General features: G+C 71.5%; 20 protein-coding genes. 3 read left to right on the top strand and 17 right to left on the bottom strand.

Annotated elements, in window-relative coordinates; genetic code table 11:
• Positions 1–66: 66 nt before the first annotated feature.
• The gene (locus ACQPXG_RS13635) at positions 67–978 is read right to left on the bottom strand and encodes a tyrosine recombinase XerC (protein ID WP_433468027.1); all 912 of its coding nucleotides are present in this window, start codon (positions 976–978) and stop codon (positions 67–69) included.
• A gap of 155 nt (positions 979–1133) precedes the next feature.
• On the opposite strand from ACQPXG_RS13635, the gene ACQPXG_RS13630 reads away from it, so the two are divergent.
• The 3 genes from ACQPXG_RS13630 to dprA are packed head-to-tail and all read left to right on the top strand — an operon-like array spanning position 1134 to position 4222.
• The gene (locus ACQPXG_RS13630) at positions 1134–1487 is read left to right on the top strand and encodes a YraN family protein (protein ID WP_433468026.1); all 354 of its coding nucleotides are present in this window, start codon (positions 1134–1136) and stop codon (positions 1485–1487) included.
• A complete protein-coding gene (locus ACQPXG_RS13625; protein ID WP_433468025.1) occupies positions 1488–3041 on the top strand; it encodes a YifB family Mg chelatase-like AAA ATPase in 1554 nt (517 codons plus the stop codon).
• The gene (gene dprA / locus ACQPXG_RS13620) at positions 3038–4222 is read left to right on the top strand and encodes a DNA-processing protein DprA (protein ID WP_433468024.1); all 1185 of its coding nucleotides are present in this window, start codon (positions 3038–3040) and stop codon (positions 4220–4222) included. Before ACQPXG_RS13625 ends, dprA begins: the two co-directional genes overlap by 4 nt.
• A gap of 524 nt (positions 4223–4746) precedes the next feature.
• Here dprA and ACQPXG_RS13615 read toward each other — a convergent pair.
• The 16 genes from ACQPXG_RS13615 to ACQPXG_RS13540 form a co-directional block, all read right to left on the bottom strand.
• The gene (locus ACQPXG_RS13615) at positions 4747–5061 is read right to left on the bottom strand and encodes a DUF2469 domain-containing protein (protein ID WP_433468023.1); all 315 of its coding nucleotides are present in this window, start codon (positions 5059–5061) and stop codon (positions 4747–4749) included.
• Positions 5058–5783 carry a ribonuclease HII gene (locus ACQPXG_RS13610; protein WP_433468022.1) on the bottom strand — a complete coding sequence of 242 codons (726 nt, stop codon included), beginning with the start codon at positions 5781–5783 and terminating at the stop codon, positions 5058–5060. The genes ACQPXG_RS13615 and ACQPXG_RS13610 overlap by 4 nt, the downstream gene beginning before the upstream one ends.
• 195 nt (positions 5784–5978) lie before the next feature.
• On the bottom strand, positions 5979–6863 hold the full coding sequence (gene lepB, locus ACQPXG_RS13605; RefSeq protein WP_433468021.1) for a signal peptidase I: 885 nt from the start codon (positions 6861–6863) through the stop codon (positions 5979–5981).
• 168 nt (positions 6864–7031) lie between these two features.
• Positions 7032–7382, bottom strand: a complete 351-nt coding sequence (gene rplS / locus ACQPXG_RS13600) for a 50S ribosomal protein L19 (RefSeq protein ID WP_433468020.1) — start codon at positions 7380–7382, stop codon at positions 7032–7034.
• 118 nt (positions 7383–7500) lie between these two features.
• Positions 7501–8430 (bottom strand): tRNA (guanosine(37)-N1)-methyltransferase TrmD, encoded by a 930-nt coding sequence (gene trmD / locus ACQPXG_RS13595; protein WP_433468019.1) that lies wholly within the window; start codon positions 8428–8430, stop codon positions 7501–7503.
• Positions 8427–8939 (bottom strand): ribosome maturation factor RimM, encoded by a 513-nt coding sequence (gene rimM / locus ACQPXG_RS13590; protein ID WP_433468018.1) that lies wholly within the window; start codon positions 8937–8939, stop codon positions 8427–8429. Before rimM ends, trmD begins: the two co-directional genes overlap by 4 nt.
• Positions 8940–8950: 11 nt before the next feature.
• A complete protein-coding gene (locus ACQPXG_RS13585; protein WP_021598307.1) occupies positions 8951–9193 on the bottom strand; it encodes an RNA-binding protein in 243 nt (80 codons plus the stop codon).
• Position 9194: 1 nt separating this feature from the next.
• The gene (gene rpsP, locus ACQPXG_RS13580) at positions 9195–9644 is read right to left on the bottom strand and encodes a 30S ribosomal protein S16 (protein WP_433468017.1); all 450 of its coding nucleotides are present in this window, start codon (positions 9642–9644) and stop codon (positions 9195–9197) included.
• A gap of 274 nt (positions 9645–9918) precedes the next feature.
• The gene (gene ffh, locus ACQPXG_RS13575; RefSeq protein ID WP_433468016.1) at positions 9919–11502 is read right to left on the bottom strand and encodes a signal recognition particle protein; all 1584 of its coding nucleotides are present in this window, start codon (positions 11500–11502) and stop codon (positions 9919–9921) included.
• A 135-nt stretch (positions 11503–11637) separates the two neighbouring features.
• The gene (locus tag ACQPXG_RS13570; protein WP_433468015.1) at positions 11638–14097 is read right to left on the bottom strand and encodes a [protein-PII] uridylyltransferase; all 2460 of its coding nucleotides are present in this window, start codon (positions 14095–14097) and stop codon (positions 11638–11640) included.
• A gap of 8 nt (positions 14098–14105) precedes the next feature.
• Positions 14106–14444 (bottom strand): P-II family nitrogen regulator, encoded by a 339-nt coding sequence (locus ACQPXG_RS13565; RefSeq protein ID WP_347636836.1) that lies wholly within the window; start codon positions 14442–14444, stop codon positions 14106–14108.
• A complete protein-coding gene (locus ACQPXG_RS13560; RefSeq protein ID WP_433468014.1) occupies positions 14441–15790 on the bottom strand; it encodes an ammonium transporter in 1350 nt (449 codons plus the stop codon). The genes ACQPXG_RS13565 and ACQPXG_RS13560 overlap by 4 nt, the downstream gene beginning before the upstream one ends.
• 179 nt (positions 15791–15969) lie before the next feature.
• Positions 15970–17124 (bottom strand): signal recognition particle-docking protein FtsY, encoded by a 1155-nt coding sequence (gene ftsY / locus ACQPXG_RS13555; RefSeq protein WP_433468013.1) that lies wholly within the window; start codon positions 17122–17124, stop codon positions 15970–15972.
• Positions 17125–17233: 109 nt separating this feature from the next.
• Positions 17234–17914 carry a DivIVA domain-containing protein gene (locus ACQPXG_RS13550; RefSeq protein ID WP_433468012.1) on the bottom strand — a complete coding sequence of 227 codons (681 nt, stop codon included), beginning with the start codon at positions 17912–17914 and terminating at the stop codon, positions 17234–17236.
• Positions 17915–17919: 5 nt separating this feature from the next.
• A complete protein-coding gene (locus tag ACQPXG_RS13545; RefSeq protein ID WP_433468011.1) occupies positions 17920–19071 on the bottom strand; it encodes a globin domain-containing protein in 1152 nt (383 codons plus the stop codon).
• Positions 19072–19076: 5 nt separating this feature from the next.
• Complete coding sequence (locus ACQPXG_RS13540; protein ID WP_433468010.1) at positions 19077–19490, bottom strand: globin domain-containing protein; 414 nt, start codon at positions 19488–19490, stop codon at positions 19077–19079.
• Positions 19491–19744 lie beyond the last annotated feature (254 nt).

The raw sequence follows: 19744 nt of genomic DNA, 5'->3' as shown, positions 1-19744 counted from the left end.
TGAGCACCCCACCGATCCCCCGCGCACGATGCAGGCGGTCGGTGGGGTCCGCCCGGTCGATGGTGGTCAACTATCTCGGGCACCTCGCGGGTGGGCTTGACGGTGCACCTGTTTGAGGCGTTCGGCTGATACATGGGTGTAGATCTGGGTGGTCTGGAGGGAGGCGTGCCCGAGGATCTCCTGGACGCTTCGCAGGTCGGCGCCGCCTTCGAGGAGATGGGTGGCGGCGCTGTGGCGCAGCCCGTGCGGGCTCAGGTCAGGCATCTTTCCAACCTCGGAGATTCGTGCGTGGACCATACGGCGGGCGCTCGTGGGATGAAGACGGCCGCCGCGAGCTCCCAGGAAGAGCGCGGGGCCGCTGCTCTCGGTCGCGACAGCGGGGCGTCCGGCGCGCAGCCAGTCCTGGACGGCGCGGGAAGCAGGCTCCCCCACGGGAACCGTGCGCTCTCGCCCCCCTTTCCCTAGGACACGGACGGTTCCGCGTCCGATGTCCAGGTCGTCTATGTCAAGGCCGCACAGTTCGCTGACTCGGACGCCGGTTCCATAGAGCACTTCCAGGACGGCCAGATCACGGAGTCCCATGGGCCCTTGGGCGTCCATGGTGTCCAGGAGGCGTGCCGCATCGTCCTGGGTGAGGACCTCAGGGAGATCACGCTGCCGTTTGGGCGTGCCCAGCAGGAGCCCTGGGTCGTCCCCGAGAAGCCCGCGCCGATGTAGATCGCGAGTGAACGCACGGACGGCGGCCGTCCGGCGCGCCAGCGTTGCGCGGGACCGGCCGAGGGCGTGCTGACGGGCGAGCCAGGCTCGCAACAGCGAGACGTCCAGCGCCGCGGGTTCGGTCACGCCGATGGCGGCCGCGTAGCCGCACAGGTCGGCCAGGTCCCCGAGATAGGCCCGCAGTGTGTGCGGCGAGACGTCCCGTTCGGCGCGTAGCCGGCGCCCGAAGTCCGAGACGGCGTCCTCCAGCGCGTTCGTCACAGGCGCCACGCTGCGCCACCGTCCCGGCCGAAGCAAGCACCGAACACCGCTTTCCGGCGGATCGCCGCATTTGCTCTCGCGTTATCCACAGAACGTCGTTCTATCGATACGCACCGTGACGCCCCGGCACTGTCGGAGACCGGAGGTGAGGCCCCATGAACGCCCACATCAGTCTCGGCCGCCGCGGCGAGGACGCCGCCGCCGAGTACCTGTCCAAGCTCGGCTGGACGATCCTCGACCGCAACTGGCGGTGCCGCGAGGGCGAGCTCGACATCGTCGCCCATGACGGCCGGCGGCACGTGGTCTGCGAGGTGAAGACCCGCCGATCGGCCCGGTTCGGAGACCCCCTCGAAGCGATCACCGCCGACAAGGCGGCCCGGTTACGCCGGCTTGCCTGGAAGTGGGCCGCCGCACACGGTGTCGGCGGCGCACCCGTGCGGGTGGACGTCCTCGGCCTGATCGGCGACGGCGACGGCTTCTCGATCGATCACCTGCGGGAGGTGTGCTAGATGACGCTCGCCAAGGCGCGCTCGGTGTCACTGGTCGGGGTCGACGGCCTCGTCGTGGACGTGGAGGCGGCCATCACCAGCGGGGTCCCCGGCCTGCATCTGGTCGGCCTGCCCGACACCGCGCTCAGCGAGGCCCGCGACCGCGTCCGCGCCGCGATCTTCAACTCCGGCGAGGACTGGCCCAACCGCCATGTCACGGTCTCGCTGTTCCCGGCGAGCGTGCCCAAGAAGGGGTCGACCTTTGACGTCGCCATCGCGGTGGCCCTACTCGCGGCAGCCGAGGTCGTACCGCCGCGCAGTTGCGCGGGGCTGGTGCTGATCGGCGAGCTGGGCCTGGACGGGCGCATCCGTCCCATTCAGGGCGTGCTGCCCGCGGTGCTGGCCGCCGCCAACCGGGGCTGCCGCAGGGTGGTCGTCCCACAGGCGAACGCTGCGGAGGCCCAACTCGTCCCGGACATGGAAGTGGTGTCCGCGAGCACTCTGCGCGGCCTCCTGTGCTATCTGCGGGACGAACCACCGCCCATAGAAGAGGCAGACGAAGACGACACGGACACAGTGGCCAACAATTTCGCCCTTCGGCAGCAGGAGATCCCGCCCGACCTCGACCTGTCCGACGTCCGGGGCCAGGCAGAGGCCCGGCGCGCCCTGGAGATCAGCGCCGCGGGAGGCCATCATCTCTTCTTCGCGGGCCCTCCAGGCTGCGGCAAGACGATGCTCGCGGAGCGGCTCCCGACCCTCATGCCGCCCCTGGAGCCCGAGATCGCGCTGGAGGTCACGGCGATCCACTCCGTCGCCGGGACCCTCCGGCCGGGCCAGCCGCTGGTCACCCAGCCGCCGTTCTACGCGCCGCATCACACCGCCTCCCGCGCCTCGATGGTCGGCGGCGGCTCGGGCCGTGTGCTCCAGCCGGGCGCCGTGTCCCTCGCGCACCGCGGCATCCTCTTCCTGGACGAGGCCCCGGAGTTCATGCACGGGACGCTCGACGCCCTCCGCCAGCCTCTCGAAGAGGGCGTGGTACGGATCAACCGCATCGAGGGGATGGCGCATTTCCCCGCACGGTTCACGCTCGTCCTCGCGGCGAATCCGTGCCCGTGCGCCGCTGCGAAGCAGATCGACTGCTCCTGCGCCCCGGGCATCCGCCGCAAGTACACCAGCCGCGTCTCCGGCCCCCTTCTCGACCGCATCGACCTCAAACTGGAGCTCACCCCGGCCAGCCGCGCCGAACTCCGCTACGACCTGGAGTTCGCGGAGTCCAGCAAAGTGGTGGCCGAACGCGTCCTGCTCGCCCGCGAACGGACGCTCAGCCGCCTGACCGGCACCCCGTGGCGGTCCAACTCCGAGGTCCCCGGGCCGGAACTGCGCCGCCGCTTCACCCCGCCTCAGGAGGCGATGCGGGGAGCCGACGAAGCCCTGCAGAGAGGAACGCTCAGCGCGCGAGGGCTGGACCGCGTCCTGCGGGTCGCCTGGACGATCGCCGACCTGGCCGGCCATGACGAGCCCGGTCCGGACGACATCGGCGGGGCCCTCGCCCTGTGGTCGGCGGGGCGCCAATGAGCGACGAGCGAACCGCCCGCGCCACCCTGACCGCGGTCGCGGAACCCGGCGACGCCTTCCTCAACCGGATCATCGACCACTGCGGTCCCGAGGAGGCGCTCGAAACGATCCGCACTACCCGGCTCCCCCACGGCCTGCCCGCCACCCCCAAGGAGCTCCAGCGTCTCGACAACTGGCGGATCCGTCTCATCGCCGCGGAGCCCGACCAGGACATGGCCGTCTGCGCGCAGTTCCGCGGCCGCCTCATCTGCCCGGGAGACCCCGAATGGCCGACGACCCTCGACGATCTCGGCGCCGGCCGGCCGTACGCCCTGTGGCTGCGCGGTCCCGGCGACCTGCGCTACGGCTGCCTGCGTTCGGTCGCCATCGTCGGTTCCCGCGCCGCGTCCCCCTACGGCCTGCGCACCGCCGCCGACTTCGCGTCCGAGCTCGCCGACGACGGCTGGACGGTGATCTCCGGCGGCGCCCTCGGGATCGACGCGGCCGCCCATCGCGGCTCGCTGGCCGCCGACGGGCCCACCGTCGCGGTCCTCGCCAACGGCGTCGACGTCCCCTACCCGGCGTCCAACGAGGGCCTCTTCGCGGAGATGGCACGGCGGTCGCTCCTGGTGAGCGAGTCACCGCCGGGCACCCACCCGCACCGGCTCCGCTTCCTCGTCCGCAACCGCGTGATCGCGGCCCTCTCCAGGGGCACGGTCATCGTCGAGGCGGAGGCGCGCAGCGGTGCGCTCAACACCGCGAACTGGGCGGCGAAGCTCGGCCGCATCGTCATGGCGGTGCCGGGCCCGATCACGTCCCGCTCATCGGCCGGCTGCCATCGGCTCCTGCGGGAGGAGGGCACCACCCTGGTCACCCGCCCCGAGGAGATCATCGAGGCCGTCGGCCGCATCGGGGCCGACCTGGCCCCGCTCCCGGACACACCCGTCCTGCCGCGCGACCGCCTGGAACCGGTCACCCGATCCGTCCTGGAGGCGTTCCCGGCCCGAGGCGCGACCGGGCCCGCCCAGCTCGCCGTCAAGGCGGGCGTGGACCTGAACACCATCAACGCCAAACTCGGCCTCTTGGCCGCCGCCGGCTTCATAGAACGCGCCCCCGCCGGCTGGCGCCTGACAAAGTCCACCAAATCCCCCACCAGCCCCCCAGCGAAGCAACCGGACAACCTCAGGGAGGCACCGCGATGACCCGCACCCCAGAGCACACCAAGGGGACCACCACAGCCCGGACAGCAGCCGGGGCAGCGGCACGGACAGCAGCGCGGCCCGGTGAACACCGAGGGGGTGGGGAACACCGCGGCCTGAACAACGGTGCGGCGCGGAACCGCCGGGGAGGGGAAGGCGCCGGTCGGGGGCGCAGGCGTGGGGTGACGCAGGGGTGGGGTGACGCAGCGGCGGGTGAGGTAGCGCAGCGGCGGAGCGACGCGGGGGTGGGATGGCGCAGGGGTGGGATGGCGCGGAGGCGGGGCGACGCAGCGGCGGGGCGACGCAGGGGTGAGGTAGCGCCGGGGTGAGGTAGCGCCGGGTGAGGTAGCGCCGGGTGAGGTAGCGCAGCGGCGGGGCGACGCGGGGGTGGGGTGGCGCGGAGGCGGGGTGGCGCGGAGGCGGGGTGGCGCGGAGGCGAGGCGACGCAGCGGCAGGGCGACGCAGCGCCGGGTGAGGTAGCGCCGGGTGAGGTAGCGCAGCGGCGGGGCGGCGCAGGGGTGGGGTGGTTATTGGTCGGAGGGGAGTTCGAAGTCGCTCTTTGCCAGTTCTTCGACGTTGACGTCCTTGAAGGTGACGACGCGGACGTTCTTGACGAAGCGGGCGGGGCGGTACATGTCCCAGACCCAGGCGTCCTGCATCGTGACCTCGAAGAAGACCTCGCCGTTGTCGACGCTGCGCACCTGGAGGTCGACGGAGTTGGTGAGGTAGAACCTGCGCTCGGTCTCGACGACGTAGCTGAAAAGGCCGAGGACGTCCCGGTACTCGCGATAGAGCTGCAGCTCCATCTCGGTCTCGTACTTCTCGAGATCCTCGGCGCTCACGCTCGTGCCCCTTCCGTGCGGTCCTCTCCGGGGAGCTCCCCCTCGGTCTCCTCCTCCAGGACCACATCTCCATTGTTACGCAAGGCACGTCCGACGTTGACGTAGGAGAACCGATGCTCCGCACAAGGTCCGTGCAAGTCGAGCGCCTTGCCGTGCGCGCGGGTGACGTAGCCCTTGTGGACGTCGAAGCCGTACTCCGGGTAGCGCTCGTGGAGTTCGACCATGATCCGGTCCCGGGTGACCTTCGCGATGATGGACGCCGCGGCCACACAGGCGGCGGCCTGGTCTCCCTTGATCATGGCGAGGCCGGGGACGTCCAGGCCCGGGACAGGGAAGCCGTCGCTGAGCACGTAGGCGGGCCGCTCGTCCAGGGCGGCCAGGGCCCGCCGCATCCCGGTGATGTTGCACCGGTGGAGGCCGATGCGGTCGATGTCATGACAGGGGATGACGATCGCGCTCCACGCGTACGCACGCTTGGTGATCTCCGCGTACAGCTCCTCGCGGCGTGCGGGGGTGAGCAGCTTGGAGTCCGCAAGGCCGTCGATCCTGCCGCGTCCGCCCTGAAGGATCACCGCTCCGACGACCATGGGCCCCGCGCAGGCGCCCCGTCCCGCCTCATCGACTCCGGCGACGGGGCTGAACCCGGCGTGGCCCAGGGCACGCTCGTACGCGAAAAGCCCTGCGTCCCGGCGCGGCGTGAAGCGGAGTGGACGACCCTTCATGCTCCGCAGCGTACGTCCCCGGGGGCCCCGGCCGCTCCCCGAACACCCCTTGCCGTCATATGTCCCACTACGTCGAGGACCGCCGGCCGCCGGGGACCGGAGACACGGCCGCTCACCGCATGCCTACGGGTCCCGTTCAAGACCCGAAGCCCGTCAGGTGCCGGGTCGGACCCCGTCGGGTGGTGTCCACCTCTGTCAGGTGTTTCTCAGGCGGTGGCGGCGACGGAGGTAGGCGAAGGGAAGGGTGCCGAGGATGCCCAGTGCGTAGGGGGCGGCGGGCAGGGCGGCGGCGGCCGGCTTCTCCAGGGCGTGCTGCTTGAAGGTGCCGGGGATCGGGAGCGTGTCGATGCGGTTCAGCGGCCAGACGATGACGAAGGCGCGGCCGATGACCCGGTCGGTGGGGATGGTGCCGCCGCCGGGGTCGCCGCGGTGGGAGCGGGAGTCGTAGGACAGTTCCCGGTGGTCGCCCATCACCCAGAGCTGGCCCGGCTTCACGGTGACGTCGAAGGGGTCGTTCGACGGCTTGTTCTGCTCGTGCGTGATCGGGTCGGTGAAGATGTAGGACTTCTCGTCCAGCGGGACACCGTTGACGGTGACGCGGCCCTGTGCGTCACAGCATTTGACGTGGTCGCCAGGGATGCCGATGACGCGCTTGATGTAGTCCTTCTCGTTGGGCGCCACACCGAAGGCGGTGCCGACCGCGCGCAGCGCCTTGGAGATCGGGTTGCTCGGCTCCTCGACCTGGACCTCGGGGTCCCAGGAGTCCAGGCCGTTGAAGACGATGACGTCGCCGCGGGCGATGTCCCGGGTGTGGTAGACGATCTTGTTGACGAGGACGCGGTCGCCGACCTGGAGGGTGTTCTCCATGGAGCCGGACGGGATGTAGAACGCCTGGACCGCGAACGCCTTGATGACGAGGGCGAGCACGACGGCCACCACGATGAGGACGGGAAGCTCTTTCCAGAAGGAGCCCTGCTTCTTCTTGCGCTTGCCGTCCTCTTCGGAGCCGTCGGCCGTCTCCTCGGCCGAGTCCACGGGCTCCTTCTCTTCGGGCACCGCGCCCTCGGCTTCGGATCGCACGTCTCTCCGATCGTCCTCGTCAGTCATCAGAGCGAAAGCCTAGCGGCGCGGGGCCCATGGGACGCCGCGCCTGGGCGTGTCGCCGACGGCCAAGCCGATCTTCTCCGTCCAGAACGGGCAACGCCCCGGTCACCGTCGAGGGTTCCCGGGGCGTCGGCGTTCATCGGCTCAGTGCTCGCGCTTCTCCTTGATGCGCGCGGCCTTGCCGCGCAGGTTGCGCAGGTAGTAGAGCTTGGCGCGGCGGACGTCGCCGCGGGTGACGACCTCGATCTTGTCGATGGAGGGGCTGTTGATCGGGAACGTCCGCTCGACGCCGACGCTGTAGCTGACCTTCCGGACGGTGAAGGTCTCGCGGGCGCCGCCGCCCTGCCGCCGGATCACCACGCCCTGGAACACCTGGATACGGCTCCGGTTGCCCTCGGTGACGCGCACGTGCACCTTCAGCGTGTCGCCCGGGCGGAAGTCCGGGACGTCGGCGCGCATGGCGGCCTTTTCGATCTCCTGGATCAGGGTGTGCATCGCAGCGGTTCCTCGTGGTCGAACGCGGGCGTCGAGAGGCCCCGGTGGGTCTTTCGTGGGGGCGTCGCGCCGCGGAAAGTGGTCTTGGGGTGCCGTGCAGTCTGCACGCACGGACGCTCTAGTCTGCCATATCTTCGCCGTCAACCGGAAAACCGGCCTCGCGCAGCACGGCCCGGTCCCGCTTGTCGAGGACTTCCCGGTCGAGGCGATCGAGCAGTTCGGGACGGTGCCGCGCCGTCCGCCGGAGCGCCTCGTCGCGTCGCCAGCGGGCGATCGCGCCATGGTGGCCCGACAGGAGAATGTCCGGAACAGGCCGCCCGCGCCAGACGGGAGGCTTGGTGTAGACGGGCCCTTCCAAGAGCGACTCCATGGCACCGGGAGCGAAGGAGTCGTCCGCGATGGAGTCGGCGTTGCCGAGGACGCCGGGCAGGAGACGCCCGATCGCCTCCACCATGACCAGGACGGCGACCTCTCCGCCGGCGAGCACGAAGTCGCCGAGGCTGACCTCGTCCACGGGCATCCGTGTGCGGGCCTCCTCGGCGACACGGGAATCGATGCCCTCGTAGCGCCCGCAGGCGAACACCAGCCAGGGCTCGGCCGCGTACCGGACCGCGTCGGCCTGCGTGAACGGACGTCCACTCGGCGTCGGAATGATCAGCCGCGGCACCTCCCCCGCCCGCACACCCGCCGACCCCTGCGCCCCCGCGCCGACCACCGCCCCACCAGATGACGGGAGGTCAGAGGACACCCCACCAGGGAACGGACGCTCGGAGGACACCCCGCCAAGTGACGGGAGGTCGGAGGACACCCCGCCAGAGGGCGGGGGGAAGAGGGTGTCGAGGACTTCGCCCCAGGGGTCGGGTTTCATGACCATGCCGGGGCCGCCGCCGTACGGAGTGTCGTCGACGGTGCGGTGCCGGTCGTGGGTCCACTCGCGCAGGTCGTGGACGTGGACGTCCAGCAGCCCGGCGCGCCGGGCCTTGCCGAGGAGGGAGATCTCCAGCGGAGCGAAGTACTCGGGGAAGATCGTGACGATGTCGAGTCTCATGATGGGTCGAGCAGTCCGGGGGGCGGGTCGATCACGAGCCGCCCCCCGGAAACGTCCACCTCGGGGACGAGCGCGGTCACGAAGGGGACCAGCGTCTCCCCGGCGGTTCCGCGCACGACCAGGAGGTCCTGGCCGTGGTGCAGGACCTCCGCGACCCAGCCGACATCGGCCCCGTCCGCGGTGACCACGGCGAGCCCGATCAGTTCCTGGTCGTGGAAGTCGTCCGGGTCGGCGGACGGGGGGATGTCGCCGGGGTCGACGACGAGCCAGGCGCCGCGGAGGGCCTCCGCGGCGTCGCGGTCGCCGATCCCGGCGAAGCGCACGAGCAGGCGTCCCGAATGCCGGCGTGCCCGCTCGATGGTGAGCGGACCGGCGGTGCCGGGGTCGGTGGCGATCACCGTGCCGACGGCGAACCGGGACTCCGGATCGTCCGTGCGGACGTCGATGGTGACCTCACCGCGAACCCCGTGCGGCCGTCCGATCCGTCCCACCACGAGCGGTTCGCTCATCGGGACGCCACTCAGCGGACCTCGTTGACGTCGAGGAGGTCGACCCGCACGTACCGGCCCCCGGACAGGGCGCTGATCACCGTGCGGAGGGCCTTGGCGGTGCGCCCGCTTCGGCCGATGACCTTCCCGAGGTCCTCGGGGTGCACGCGCACCTCGAGGACCCGGCCGCCCCTGATCCGGCGGGCGCGGACCCGGACGTCGTCCGGGTTCTCCACGATCCCGCGGACCAGGTGCTCGAGCGCTTCTTCGAGCACGTCAGCCCTCGCTCTTGGCTTCGTCGGTCTCGGTGGCCTTCGCCTCGGACTTCTTCGGCTCGGCCTTCTTCTTGCCCCGGGTCGCGGTGCCGGCGGCCTCGTCGTCGCCCAGCGACTCCTTGACGGCGGCCTCGAACGTGGCCTTCTTGTCGGCCTTCGGCTCGGCGACCTTGAGGGTGCCCTCGGCGCCCGGCTCGCCCTTGAACTTCTGCCAGTCGCCGGTGATCTTCAGCAGGTTGAGGACGGGCTCGGTCGGCTGCGCGCCGACGCCGAGCCAGTACTGCGCCCGCTCGGAGTCGATCTGGATGAGCGACGGCTCCTGCTTGGGCTGGTAGAGCCCGATCTCCTCGATGGCGCGCCCGTCACGCTTGGTGCGGGCGTCGGCGACGACGATCCGGTACTGCGGGTTCCGGATCTTCCCCAGACGCTTGAGCTTGATCTTGACTGCCACGGGTGTGGTGTACTCCAACTTCATTACGGATGGACGAGCCCGCGCCAGGTGGGGAACACCGGCTCGCGGCCGTCCGATGGACTCCGGCCGCGCAGGACGAGAGAGGGCGCCTCGCGAGTCCGGGTTTCCAGCCTGTCATTCTGCCAGACGCCCGGCGCAAAAGCGCAATCGCATGCGCGGGTGTCGCCCCTGCCGCACCATCGATCAACCGGACATCAGAGCGATACCCGACCCCACCGGAACCCGGCGGCTCACAAGGCGGCCGCCGGGCGGTTCACTTCTTCTTGCGGCCCTGGAGCTTGTTCAGGTCGGGCATCTGGAAGCCGGGCGGGAGCTGACCGCCGAGACCCGGCGGGAGCCCGCCCGCCGGTCCGCCGCCGAGGCCGGGCGGGAGGCCCTGCGGCGTGCCGTCGGCCGCCGGCTGCTGGTCCGGCCGGCCCTTGCCCCCGGCGCGCTTGCGCGGGTCGCCGCTGCGCTGCTTGCCCTTCTTGCTCTTGGCCGCCTTCGCCGCCTTGGTCGCCTTGCGGCGTCCGCCGGGCATGCCGGGCAGGCCCATGCCGCCGGCCATCTGCCGCATCATCTTCTGCGCGTCGAAGAAGCGGGTGACCAGGCTGTTGACCTCGCCGACGCCGACGCCCGAGCCGCGCGCGATGCGGGCCCGCCGGGAGCCATTGATGATCTTGGGCTGGGCGCGTTCCTGCGGGGTCATCGAGCGGATGATCGCGGCGATCCGGTCCAGGTCCTTGTCGTCGATCTGGCTGATCTGGTCGCGGACCTGCCCCATGCCCGGCATCATCCCGAGCAGGTTGCCGATCGGGCCGAGCTTGCGGATCATCATCATCTGCTCGAGGAAGTCCTCCAGCGTGAAGTCCTCGCCCGAGGCGAACTTGCTGGACATCTTCTCGGCCTGCTCGGCGTCGAACGCCTGCTCGGCCTGCTCGATCAGGGTGAGGATGTCGCCCATGTCGAGGATCCGGCCCGCCATGCGGTCCGGGTGGAAGACGCTGAAGTCCTCCAGCTTCTCGCCCGTCGAGGCGAACATGATGGGACGCCCGGTGACGTGCCGGACCGACAGCGCCGCGCCACCGCGCGCGTCGCCGTCGAGCTTGGTGAGGACAACGCCGTCGAAGCCGACGCCGTCCATGAACGCCTGGGCGGTGTTGACCGCGTCCTGGCCGACCATGGCGTCGACGACGAACAGCACGTCGTCCGGCTTGACGGCGTCGCGGATGTCGATGGCCTGCTGCATCATCTCGGCGTCGATGCCGAGCCGGCCGGCGGTGTCGATGACGACGAAGTCGTGCTGGGCGTGCCTGGCCTGGTCGATCGAGCGGCGCGCCACGTCCACCGGGTCGCCGACGCCGCTGCCCGGCTCGGGCGCGAACACCGGCACCCCGGCCCGCTCGCCCACGACCTGGAGCTGCTGGACGGCGTTGGGCCGCTGCAGGTCGGCGGCCACCAGCATCGGCGTGTGGCCCTCCTGCTTCAGCCACCGGGCCAGCTTGCCGGCGAGGGTGGTCTTGCCGGCGCCCTGCAGGCCGGCGAGCATGATCACGGTCGGCGGAGTCTTGGCCAGCCGGATCCGCCGGGTCTCGCCGCCGAGGATGGTGATGAGCTCCTCGTTGACGATCTTGACGACCTGCTGCGCGGGGTTCAGCGCCTGCGAGACCTCCGAGCCCCGCGCCCGCTCCCTGACCCGCGCGATGAAGTCCTTGACCACGGGGAGCGCGACGTCGGCCTCGAGCAGCGCGATCCGGATCTCGCGGGCCGTCGCGTTGATGTCTGCCTCGGAGAGCCGGCCCTTGCTGCGCAGCGACGAGAAGACCGTCGTCAACCGGTCGGAGAGCGTCTCGAACACGTGTCTGGACCGTCCTTGGAAAGCTTCTGGGATCGCCTATCAGCGTATCGGGTCACCGGCCGGGCCCCGCCCTTCTCGCGGACGCCTTTCCAGCCGGGCGTTCCGGGCGCGGCGAAAGGCCTCGGCCACGTCCGGTCAACGCAGGGCCGCGAGCACCTCTTCCCGCACCGCGGCGAGCCCGGCGGCGTCCTCCGGCGGACGGCCCTGCTCGTCGACCACGTAGAAGACGTCCACGGCCTCGGCGCCCAGCGTGTCCACCTGGGCGGCCCGGATCTGGAGGCCGCACGACCCGAGTGCCTGCCCCACGCGCCACAGCAGGCCGGGGCCGTCGTGGGCGCGCACCTCGATCACGGTCGCGGTCCGTGACGCGTCTTCGAGGATCATGACGCGCGGCGGCGGCACGGTGATCCCGGGCCGGGTCCGCACCGACCGCGCGCGCCGTTCCAGGCGGGCGGCCACGTCGAGCCGTCCGGCGAGCATGCGCCGCAGATCAGCCTCCAGGCCGGCCGGATCCGGCGGCGTCCCGTACTCGGGGACGGCCGTGAAGTCCAGCACCGCCGTCCCGCCCTCACCGTCGAGGGAGGACATCGTGCGGGCGGTCTTCACGGCCAGGCGGTGGAGGGCGAGGACGCCGGCGGCGCGCCAGAGGAGGCCGGTGCGGTCGGGCGCGGCGATGGTGATCCGGGAGCCGGTGACGCGGACGGCGGCGCCGTCGTGGCGGGACAGGGCGAGGTGGTCGGGCGCCGGCGCGGGGACGGGCGGGAGCGTCCCGCCGGAGAGCGCGGCGGCGGCGCGGCGGGCGAGCTCGGCGACGAGGCCGGCCTTCCACGCGCCCCAGGCGGCGGGGCCGGTGGCGCCGCCGTCGGCGATCGCGAGGGCGGCGAGGAGGTCGAGGATCTCGCGTTCGCGTCCCGGCACCTCGGAGACGGCGGCCGTGACGGTCTGGACGGTCACGGGGTCGTCGATGTCGCGCCGGGTCGCGGTCTCCGGGAGCAGCAGGTGGTGGCGGACGAGCGTCTCCAGGACGCGGACGTCGTCCTCCGGGAAGCCGAGCCGGGCGCCGATGTCGCGGGCGACGACGGCGCCGCTCGTCGAATGGTCGCCGGGCCAGCCCTTGCCGATGTCGTGCAGGAGGGCGCCGACGAGGAGCAGGTCGGGACGGGCGACCTCGCGGGTCAGCGCGGCGGCGCCGGCGGCGGTCTCCACGAGGTGGCGGTCCACGGTGAAGCGGTGGACGGGGTTGCGCTGCGGACGGTTGCGGACGCGTTCCCAGTCGGGCAGCAGCCGGACGATCAGCCCGGCCTGGTCGAGCGCCTCCCAGACCGCGATCGCGGCGGGCCCGGCGCCGAGCAGGGCGACGAGGGCGTCGCGGGCCTCGGCGGGCCACGGGCTGCGCGGCAGCACGGCCCGCTCGGCGAGCCGGGCGACCGTGGCGGGCGCCGGCGGCAGGCCCGCCTGCGCGGCGGACGCGGCGAGCCGCAGGACGAGGGCCGGGTCGTTCAGGTCGGCGTTCCGGGCGAGCACCACCTCGCCGTCATGCTCCACGGCCCCGTCCCCGACGGGGCGCCGCTCGACACCGCGCCGTTCGGAGCCGTGCCCGTCCCCGTCGCGCCGGGCGGCGCCCCGGCGCCTGCCGACCCGGTCGACACGGCGCCACAGGTGGGAGCCCGCGTAGGTGATGGTGCGGGCGGCCTCCGCGATCGTGCGTAGCAGGACGTCGGCGTCCAGCAGGCCGAGGGCGTGGGCGACGGCCTCCTGCTCCTGTAGGACGAGCTTGTCGGAGGAGCGGCCGGTGACCTCGTGCAGCGCGTGCCGGATGTCGAGGAGGAGGTCGTGGGCGGCGCGTACCCGTCCGTCCGGGGCGGACGCCACCCAGGACGCGGCGACGGCGTGCATGATGTGGACGTCCCGCAGGCCGCCGTGGGCTTCTTTCAGATCCGGTTCGAGCAGGAACGCCAGCTCGCCCTGGGTTTCCCAGCGTTCGCGGCACATCGCCGACAGCTCGGGCAACCGGACGGGGGCGTCGGCACGCCAGTCGGTGAGGACGGCGGCGCGCAGCTCGTCCACGAGGGCGTGGTCTCCCGCGATCCGCCGCGCGGACAGCAGCCCGAGCGCGGCCTTCATGTCGCCCCGCGCCACGGTGCGGGCCTCGTGCACGGTGCGGACGGAGTGGTCGAGCCGCAGCCCGGAGTCCCAGACCGGGTACCAGACCTGGTCGGCGATGGCCGCGACGCCGGCGAGGCCGCGGTGCAGCAGGACCAGGTCGAGGTCGCCGCCGGGGGTCAGCTCACGGCGGGCATGACTGCCGACCGCGACGAGCGCGACGCCATCCGGAAGCGCACCGCCGCCACCCTGGGAGCGCGCGGGGCCGCCCGAGCCGGTGCCCGGACCATCCGCGCCGTTCGCCGGGACGGGGGCGTGGGCGTTGTGCGGGCGGGGGGTGGTGAGCAGGGAGGTCAGCCAGCGGTCCAGGTCGTCGGCGCGGGAGGCCCGCGCCGCCGCGAGGGCGGCGCGGGCCGATTCCGGCGTTCCGTGCCCATCGGCCGGAGCGGCCTCGGGGGCCTGGTCTCCGGCCGGTGGGCGGGCGAGGGTCACCGTGCTCCCTAGAGGGCGTCCGGGCCGGTCTCGCCGGTGCGGACCCGGACGACGGTGTCGACCGGGACGGCCCACACCTTCCCGTCGCCGATCTTGTCGGTGCGGGCCGCCTTGACGATCACGTCGATGATGTCGTCGGCGTCCTCTGCGTCGACGAGCACCTCGATCCGCAGCTTGGGCACCAGGTCGACCTGGTACTCGGCGCCCCGGTAGACCTCGGTGTGGCCCTTCTGCCGCCCGTAGCCGCTCGCCTCGCTGACGGTCATGCCCTTGACCCCGAAGGTCTCCAGGGCCTTCTTGACCTCGTCCAGCTTGAACGGCTTGATGACCGCCGTGATGAGCTTCATCCCTTCGCCTCCACCTTCTTGGCCGCGCTCTCGGAGACGGCGGCCGGTGCCGCGATGGTCGCACCGGAACCACTACCCGCGCGGATGGTGCCGAAGTCGTAGGCCGTCTCCGCGTGCGCCGTGCTGTCGATGCCGGCGGCCTCGTCGTCCTCGCTGATCCGGAAGCCCATGACCAGGTCGATGACCTTCGCGATCAGGTAGGTGACGACGAACGAGTAGACGAGGGTCGCGAGGACCGCGACCGCCTGCTTGCCGAGCAGCGCGAACCCGCCGCCGGCGAACAGCCCGTCCGCGCCGGCGTCGTTCACGGCGGTGGTGCCGAGGAAGCCGATCAGCAGCGCGCCGACGATGCCGCCGACCATGTGGACGCCGACCACGTCGAGCGAGTCGTCGTACCCGAGCTTGTACTTCAGGCCGACCGCGAACGCGCACACCGCGCCGGCGATCAGGCCGAGGGCGATCGCCCCGAGCGGGGTGATGTACGCGCAGGCCGGGGTGATGGCGACCAGCCCGGCCACGACGCCGGACGCGATGCCGAGCGTGGTGGACGAGCCGTCCCGCAGCTTCTCGACGACGATCCACGCGAACGCGGCGGCGCAGGTCGCGACGAGCGTGTTGATGAACGCGACGGCCGCGGTGGAGCCGGCCGACAGCGCCGACCCGGCGTTGAACCCGAACCAGCCGAACCACAGCAGCCCGGCGCCGAGCAGGACGAACGGCAGGTTGTGCGGGCGCATCGGCTCCTTCGGCCAGCCCCTGCGCTTGCCGAGGACGAGCACCAGCGCGAGCGCCGCCACACCGGCGTTGATGTGCACGACCGTCCCGCCGGCGAAGTCGAGCGCGCCGAGGTGGAACAGCCAGCCGGACTTGCCGCCGTCCTCGCCGTCGGACCACCACACCCAGTGCGCGATCGGGAAGTACACCAGCGTCGCCCAGACGAGGGTGAACACGACCCAGGCCCCGAACTTGGCACGGTCCGCGATGGCGCCGCTGATCAGCGCGACGGTGATGATGGCGAACGTCGCCTGGAACGCGACGAATACCAGTTGCGGGATTCCCGTCCCGTCGTCGGCCGTTGCCGCCTTCTCCAGGCCGACGAGTCCCCAGTCACCGAACCCGCCGATGAACGAACTGAGTGGGCCGCCGTCGCCGAACGTGAGGGAGTAGCCGTAGACGACCCACGCCATGCCCACCACGGCGATGCTGACGAAGCTCATCATCATCATGTTGAGCACGCTCTTGGCCCGGCTCATGCCTCCGTAGAAGAAGGCAAGCCCGGGTGTCATCAGCAGGACGAGCGCTGTGCTCGTCAGCATCCAGGCGGTACTACCGCTATCGATCTTCATCTCTGAGAGAGTCCCTCCTCGCCAGGAACTTCGAACTGCTCAGAGACTCTTGTGCGGCGGTTTCGCCCGGTGTGCCGCTACGTTTCCGGGGTGTGAAAACCGGCCCCGGCGTGTTTCACCGGTGTTTCCGAATCCTCACATGCCGTATTTCCCGGATGTGAGGCGATTCCGGTGTCGTTTCAGTCGCCGAGGATCGCGTCCACAAAGGCTTCGGGCTCGAACGGCGCGAGATCGTCCGGACCCTCGCCGAGCCCGACCAGCTTGACCGGGACGCCCAGCTCCCGCTGCACCTGGACGACGATGCCGCCCTTCGCGGTCCCGTCCAGCTTGGTCAGCACCACGCCGGTGACGTTGACGACCTCGGCGAAGACGCGGGCCTGCTGCATGCCGTTCTGGCCCGTGGTCGCGTCCAGGACGAGCAGCACCTCGTCCACTGTGGCCTGCTTCTCCACGACGCGCTTGACCTTGCCCAGCTCGTCCATGAGCCCGGTCTTGGTGTGCAGCCGGCCGGCGGTGTCGACGATCACCACGTTGACCTTGGAGTCGATGCCCTGCTTGACGGCGTCGAACGCGACGCTGGCGGGGTCGGCGCCCTCGTCCTTGCGGACGACCTGCGCGCCCACCCGCGTCCCCCACGTCTCCAGCTGGTCGGCGGCGGCGGCGCGGAACGTGTCGGCGGCGCCGAGCAGCACGGTGTTGCCGTCGCCGACGAGGACGCGGCCGAGCTTGCCGCACGTCGTCGTCTTGCCGGTGCCGTTCACGCCGACGACCATGAGCACGGCGGGACGGTCGCCGGGGGCCTCGGTGCGCAGGGACCGGTCCAGGTCCGTGCCGATCTGCTTGAGCAGCTCCTCCTTGAGCATCCCCCGGACCTCCTCCGGGCTGCGCGTGCCGAGGACCTGCACGCGGGTCCGCAGGTCCTCGGTGACCTGGCGGGCCACCGACGTGCCCATGTCGGCGGCGATCAGGGTGTCCTCGATCTCCTCCCAGGCGTCCTCGTCGAGCGTGTCGCGCGACAACAGGCCGAGGAGGGTCTTGCCGAAGGTGTTCTGGGAGCGGGCGAGCCGCGCCCGCAGCCGGACGAGCCGGCCGGCGCCGGGCGGCGGCTTCTCGATCTCGACCGTGGGCCGCGGCGGAGGCACCTCGGTCGGCGGCGCCTTCTCGATGGTCGGGGCGCCGGCCTCCGCCTCGCCGGCGGCGGTCGCGCCGCCCGCCCGTTCGGAGGGCCGCTCGACCGGCGGGCGCGGGCGGCCACGGCGGGGCCGCAGCAGCGTGACGCCGCCGACGATCAACGCGACGGCGGCCAGCGCGGCGATGACGATCACAATTTCCATAGCGCCCCCAGTTTTCCAGACAAGCGCTCCTGCGCCGAACGCACTGCGCCGGGCCCGCTGATCACGCGGCGGGCCCGGCTGCGCGTGCGACCCACGCGGAACCCCGCCGTCAGTGCCGGAGGGGTGGGTCAGGCACTCCCCCAGGCAGGGATGCCCGTTCGGAGGATTCCCATTCGTCGACGTTGCGGAGGAGCGCCTCCAGGTAGGAGCGCAGGTGGGTGCGGTAGACGTCGCTGTAGGTGCGCAGGTAGGCGATCTCCTGTTCCATGGCGCGGCGTTCGTCGTCCGGGAGGGCCTGCACGCGGACGGTCGGCGCCTGCTGCTCGGCGGCGCGGACGGCCGCGTCGGCGACGGCGGCCGCCTTGCGGTGCGCCTCCTCCAGCAGCTGCTCCGCGCGGCCCTTGGCGTCGGAGAGGATCGCCTCCCTGTGCAGGCGGGCCTCGTGGGCCAGTTCCCGGGTGTAGCGCTCGGCGTCCGCCACGTACAGGTCCGCGGTCTGCTGGGCCTGCGACAGGATGCGGACGGCCTGGAAGTGGGCGTCCTCGGGCGCCATCACGCCCCGCGTGCCCTTGGCCGCGATGGCGCGCAGCCGGTTCACCTCCTCGGCAAGGGCGGCCTTGTCGGTGAAGATCTGGACGAGTTCCCGCTCCACGTACTGCAGGAAGTTGCGGACCTGCTCCTCGTCGTATCCGCGGCGCCCCAGGGCGGCCCGGGCGAAGACCACCGAGTGGAGTTCGCCCGGGGTCAGCCGCGAGCCCTCGGAGACGACCGGAAGGTTGGGAGAGTTCAACGCGCTCACCTCTGTGCGTCTGCGAAGGTTTCCAGGCGGATCCGGTCACGTGGGACGCCGAGCCGCGTCAGCTGCTCGACGGTGTGCCCGACCATGGCGGACGGCCCGCACACGTAGGCGTCGTGACCGTCCCAGGGGCCGCGCCTGGCGACCACGTCGGACAGGTTGCCGTGCTCGACGCCGTCGTCCCCGGACTGGAGCATCGAGGAGAACCCGTGCCCGCCGGGCTCGTCCGACACGGCCGGGACGACGGTGAGCCATGTGAACTCGCCGGCCAGCTTGGTCAGGTCCTCCAGGTCGTAGAGGCCGTCCCTGGTGCGGGCACCGAAGAACAGGTGCACGCGCGGCGGTGCCGGGCGGCCGGCGATCTGCTCAAGGATCGCCTTGAGCGGCGCCAGGCCGGTGCTGCCCGCGACGAGCAGGACGTCGCGTCCGGAGCCCTCGTCCAGGGTGAGGGTTCCGATGGGGGCGCCCATGCGGACGCGGTCGCCGGCCTGCATTCCGCGCACCAGGACCGGGCTGACCGGACCGCCGTCGACCAGCCGGACGTGGAAGTCGACGGTCTGGTCGGGACGCGGGGCGTTCGCCATCGAGTAGTACCGCCAGTGCCGCAGCCGGGACGGCACCTCCAGCGCCACCGACTGGCCGGGCGTGTACGGCAGCGGCCGGTCGGGCTGGACGCGCAGGACGCTGATGTCGAACCGGCGCCGCTCGACCGCGACCACCTGCCCGTTCCACCAGGCGGGGGTGCTGAGGGCGTTCTCGTCGGCGGCCTCCAGCATCACCTTGGCGACCAGGGTGTAGGCGGCGGTCCAGTCACTCTCGATGTCGTCGGTCCAGGCCGTTCCGGAAAAGTGCCGGAGGGTGGCGAGGAGACTGGCCCCGACGTGCGGGTAGTGCTCGGCCACGATGCCGAACCTGCGGTGGTCGCGGCCGAGCTGCTGCAGGAACGGGACGAGGGCCGGCAGGTCGTCCACCCGGGACACGATGTGGCCGAGGGCGCGCAGCAGCTTGTCGCGCTGGCCCGTCATCCCGATCGGGAACATGTCGCGGAGGTGGGGGTTGCGTACGAAAAGGTCGGAGTAAAAGAACAGGGCCACCGCGTCGCCCTCTCCGGCGACCTGGTCGAAGCTGTCCTTCAGTCGCTGGGCGTCCACGCGGATCAGGCGACGGGTTCCGCCGCGGCCTCCGTCATGACCTTGGCGACGAGGCCGTAGGCGGCCGTCCAGTCGCGTTCGAGGTCCTCGTTCCAGGCCGGGCCGCTGAAGTAGGCGAGGGTCGCGAGCAGGCTCGCGCCAACCGGACCGTAGTGGTCGGCGACGACGCCGAAGCCGTAGTGCCGCCGGCCGAGTTCCTGCAGGAACGGGACCAGCGTCTCGGTGTCGTCGACCGACGAGACGATCTGCGACAGCGCGGCGAGGAGCACCTCGTGCTGCTTGGCCATCGCCGCCGGGAACATCGACCTGAGCTGCGGCTCCCGCGCGAAAAGGTCGGCGTAGAAATATTCGGCGACCTCCACGCCGTTAGCGCCGACCAGGGCGAAATTGTCTTTGAGTTTCCCGGTGTCCACGGGCATCCACCTCTCCAGGGGTTCTCCGTACCGGACGGGGGGAGCCCGGTGAGGGGAGCCGGAGAACCGCCGGTGCATATGGGTAGTGGATCACCACTCGGACGCACAAGCCCGCGAGCGTCGCCACGTCATCACGGTCGGTGGCGGCGGGTCCCTCCGATTACGCGTCACCACCGCAAATGCGGGGTAACCAAACAGTTATTGGACGGCAAAAATACCTGGGACCAGTTTTCCCGTCCGCCCGAAATGCAGAACATTGG

Source organism: Spirillospora sp. CA-128828, from assembly GCF_050945415.1.
In the GTDB taxonomy this organism is placed as follows: domain Bacteria; phylum Actinomycetota; class Actinomycetes; order Streptosporangiales; family Streptosporangiaceae; genus Spirillospora.
The sequence above is the reverse complement of the archived record's forward strand: the minus strand, read 5'-3'. Positions and strand labels throughout refer to the sequence as shown.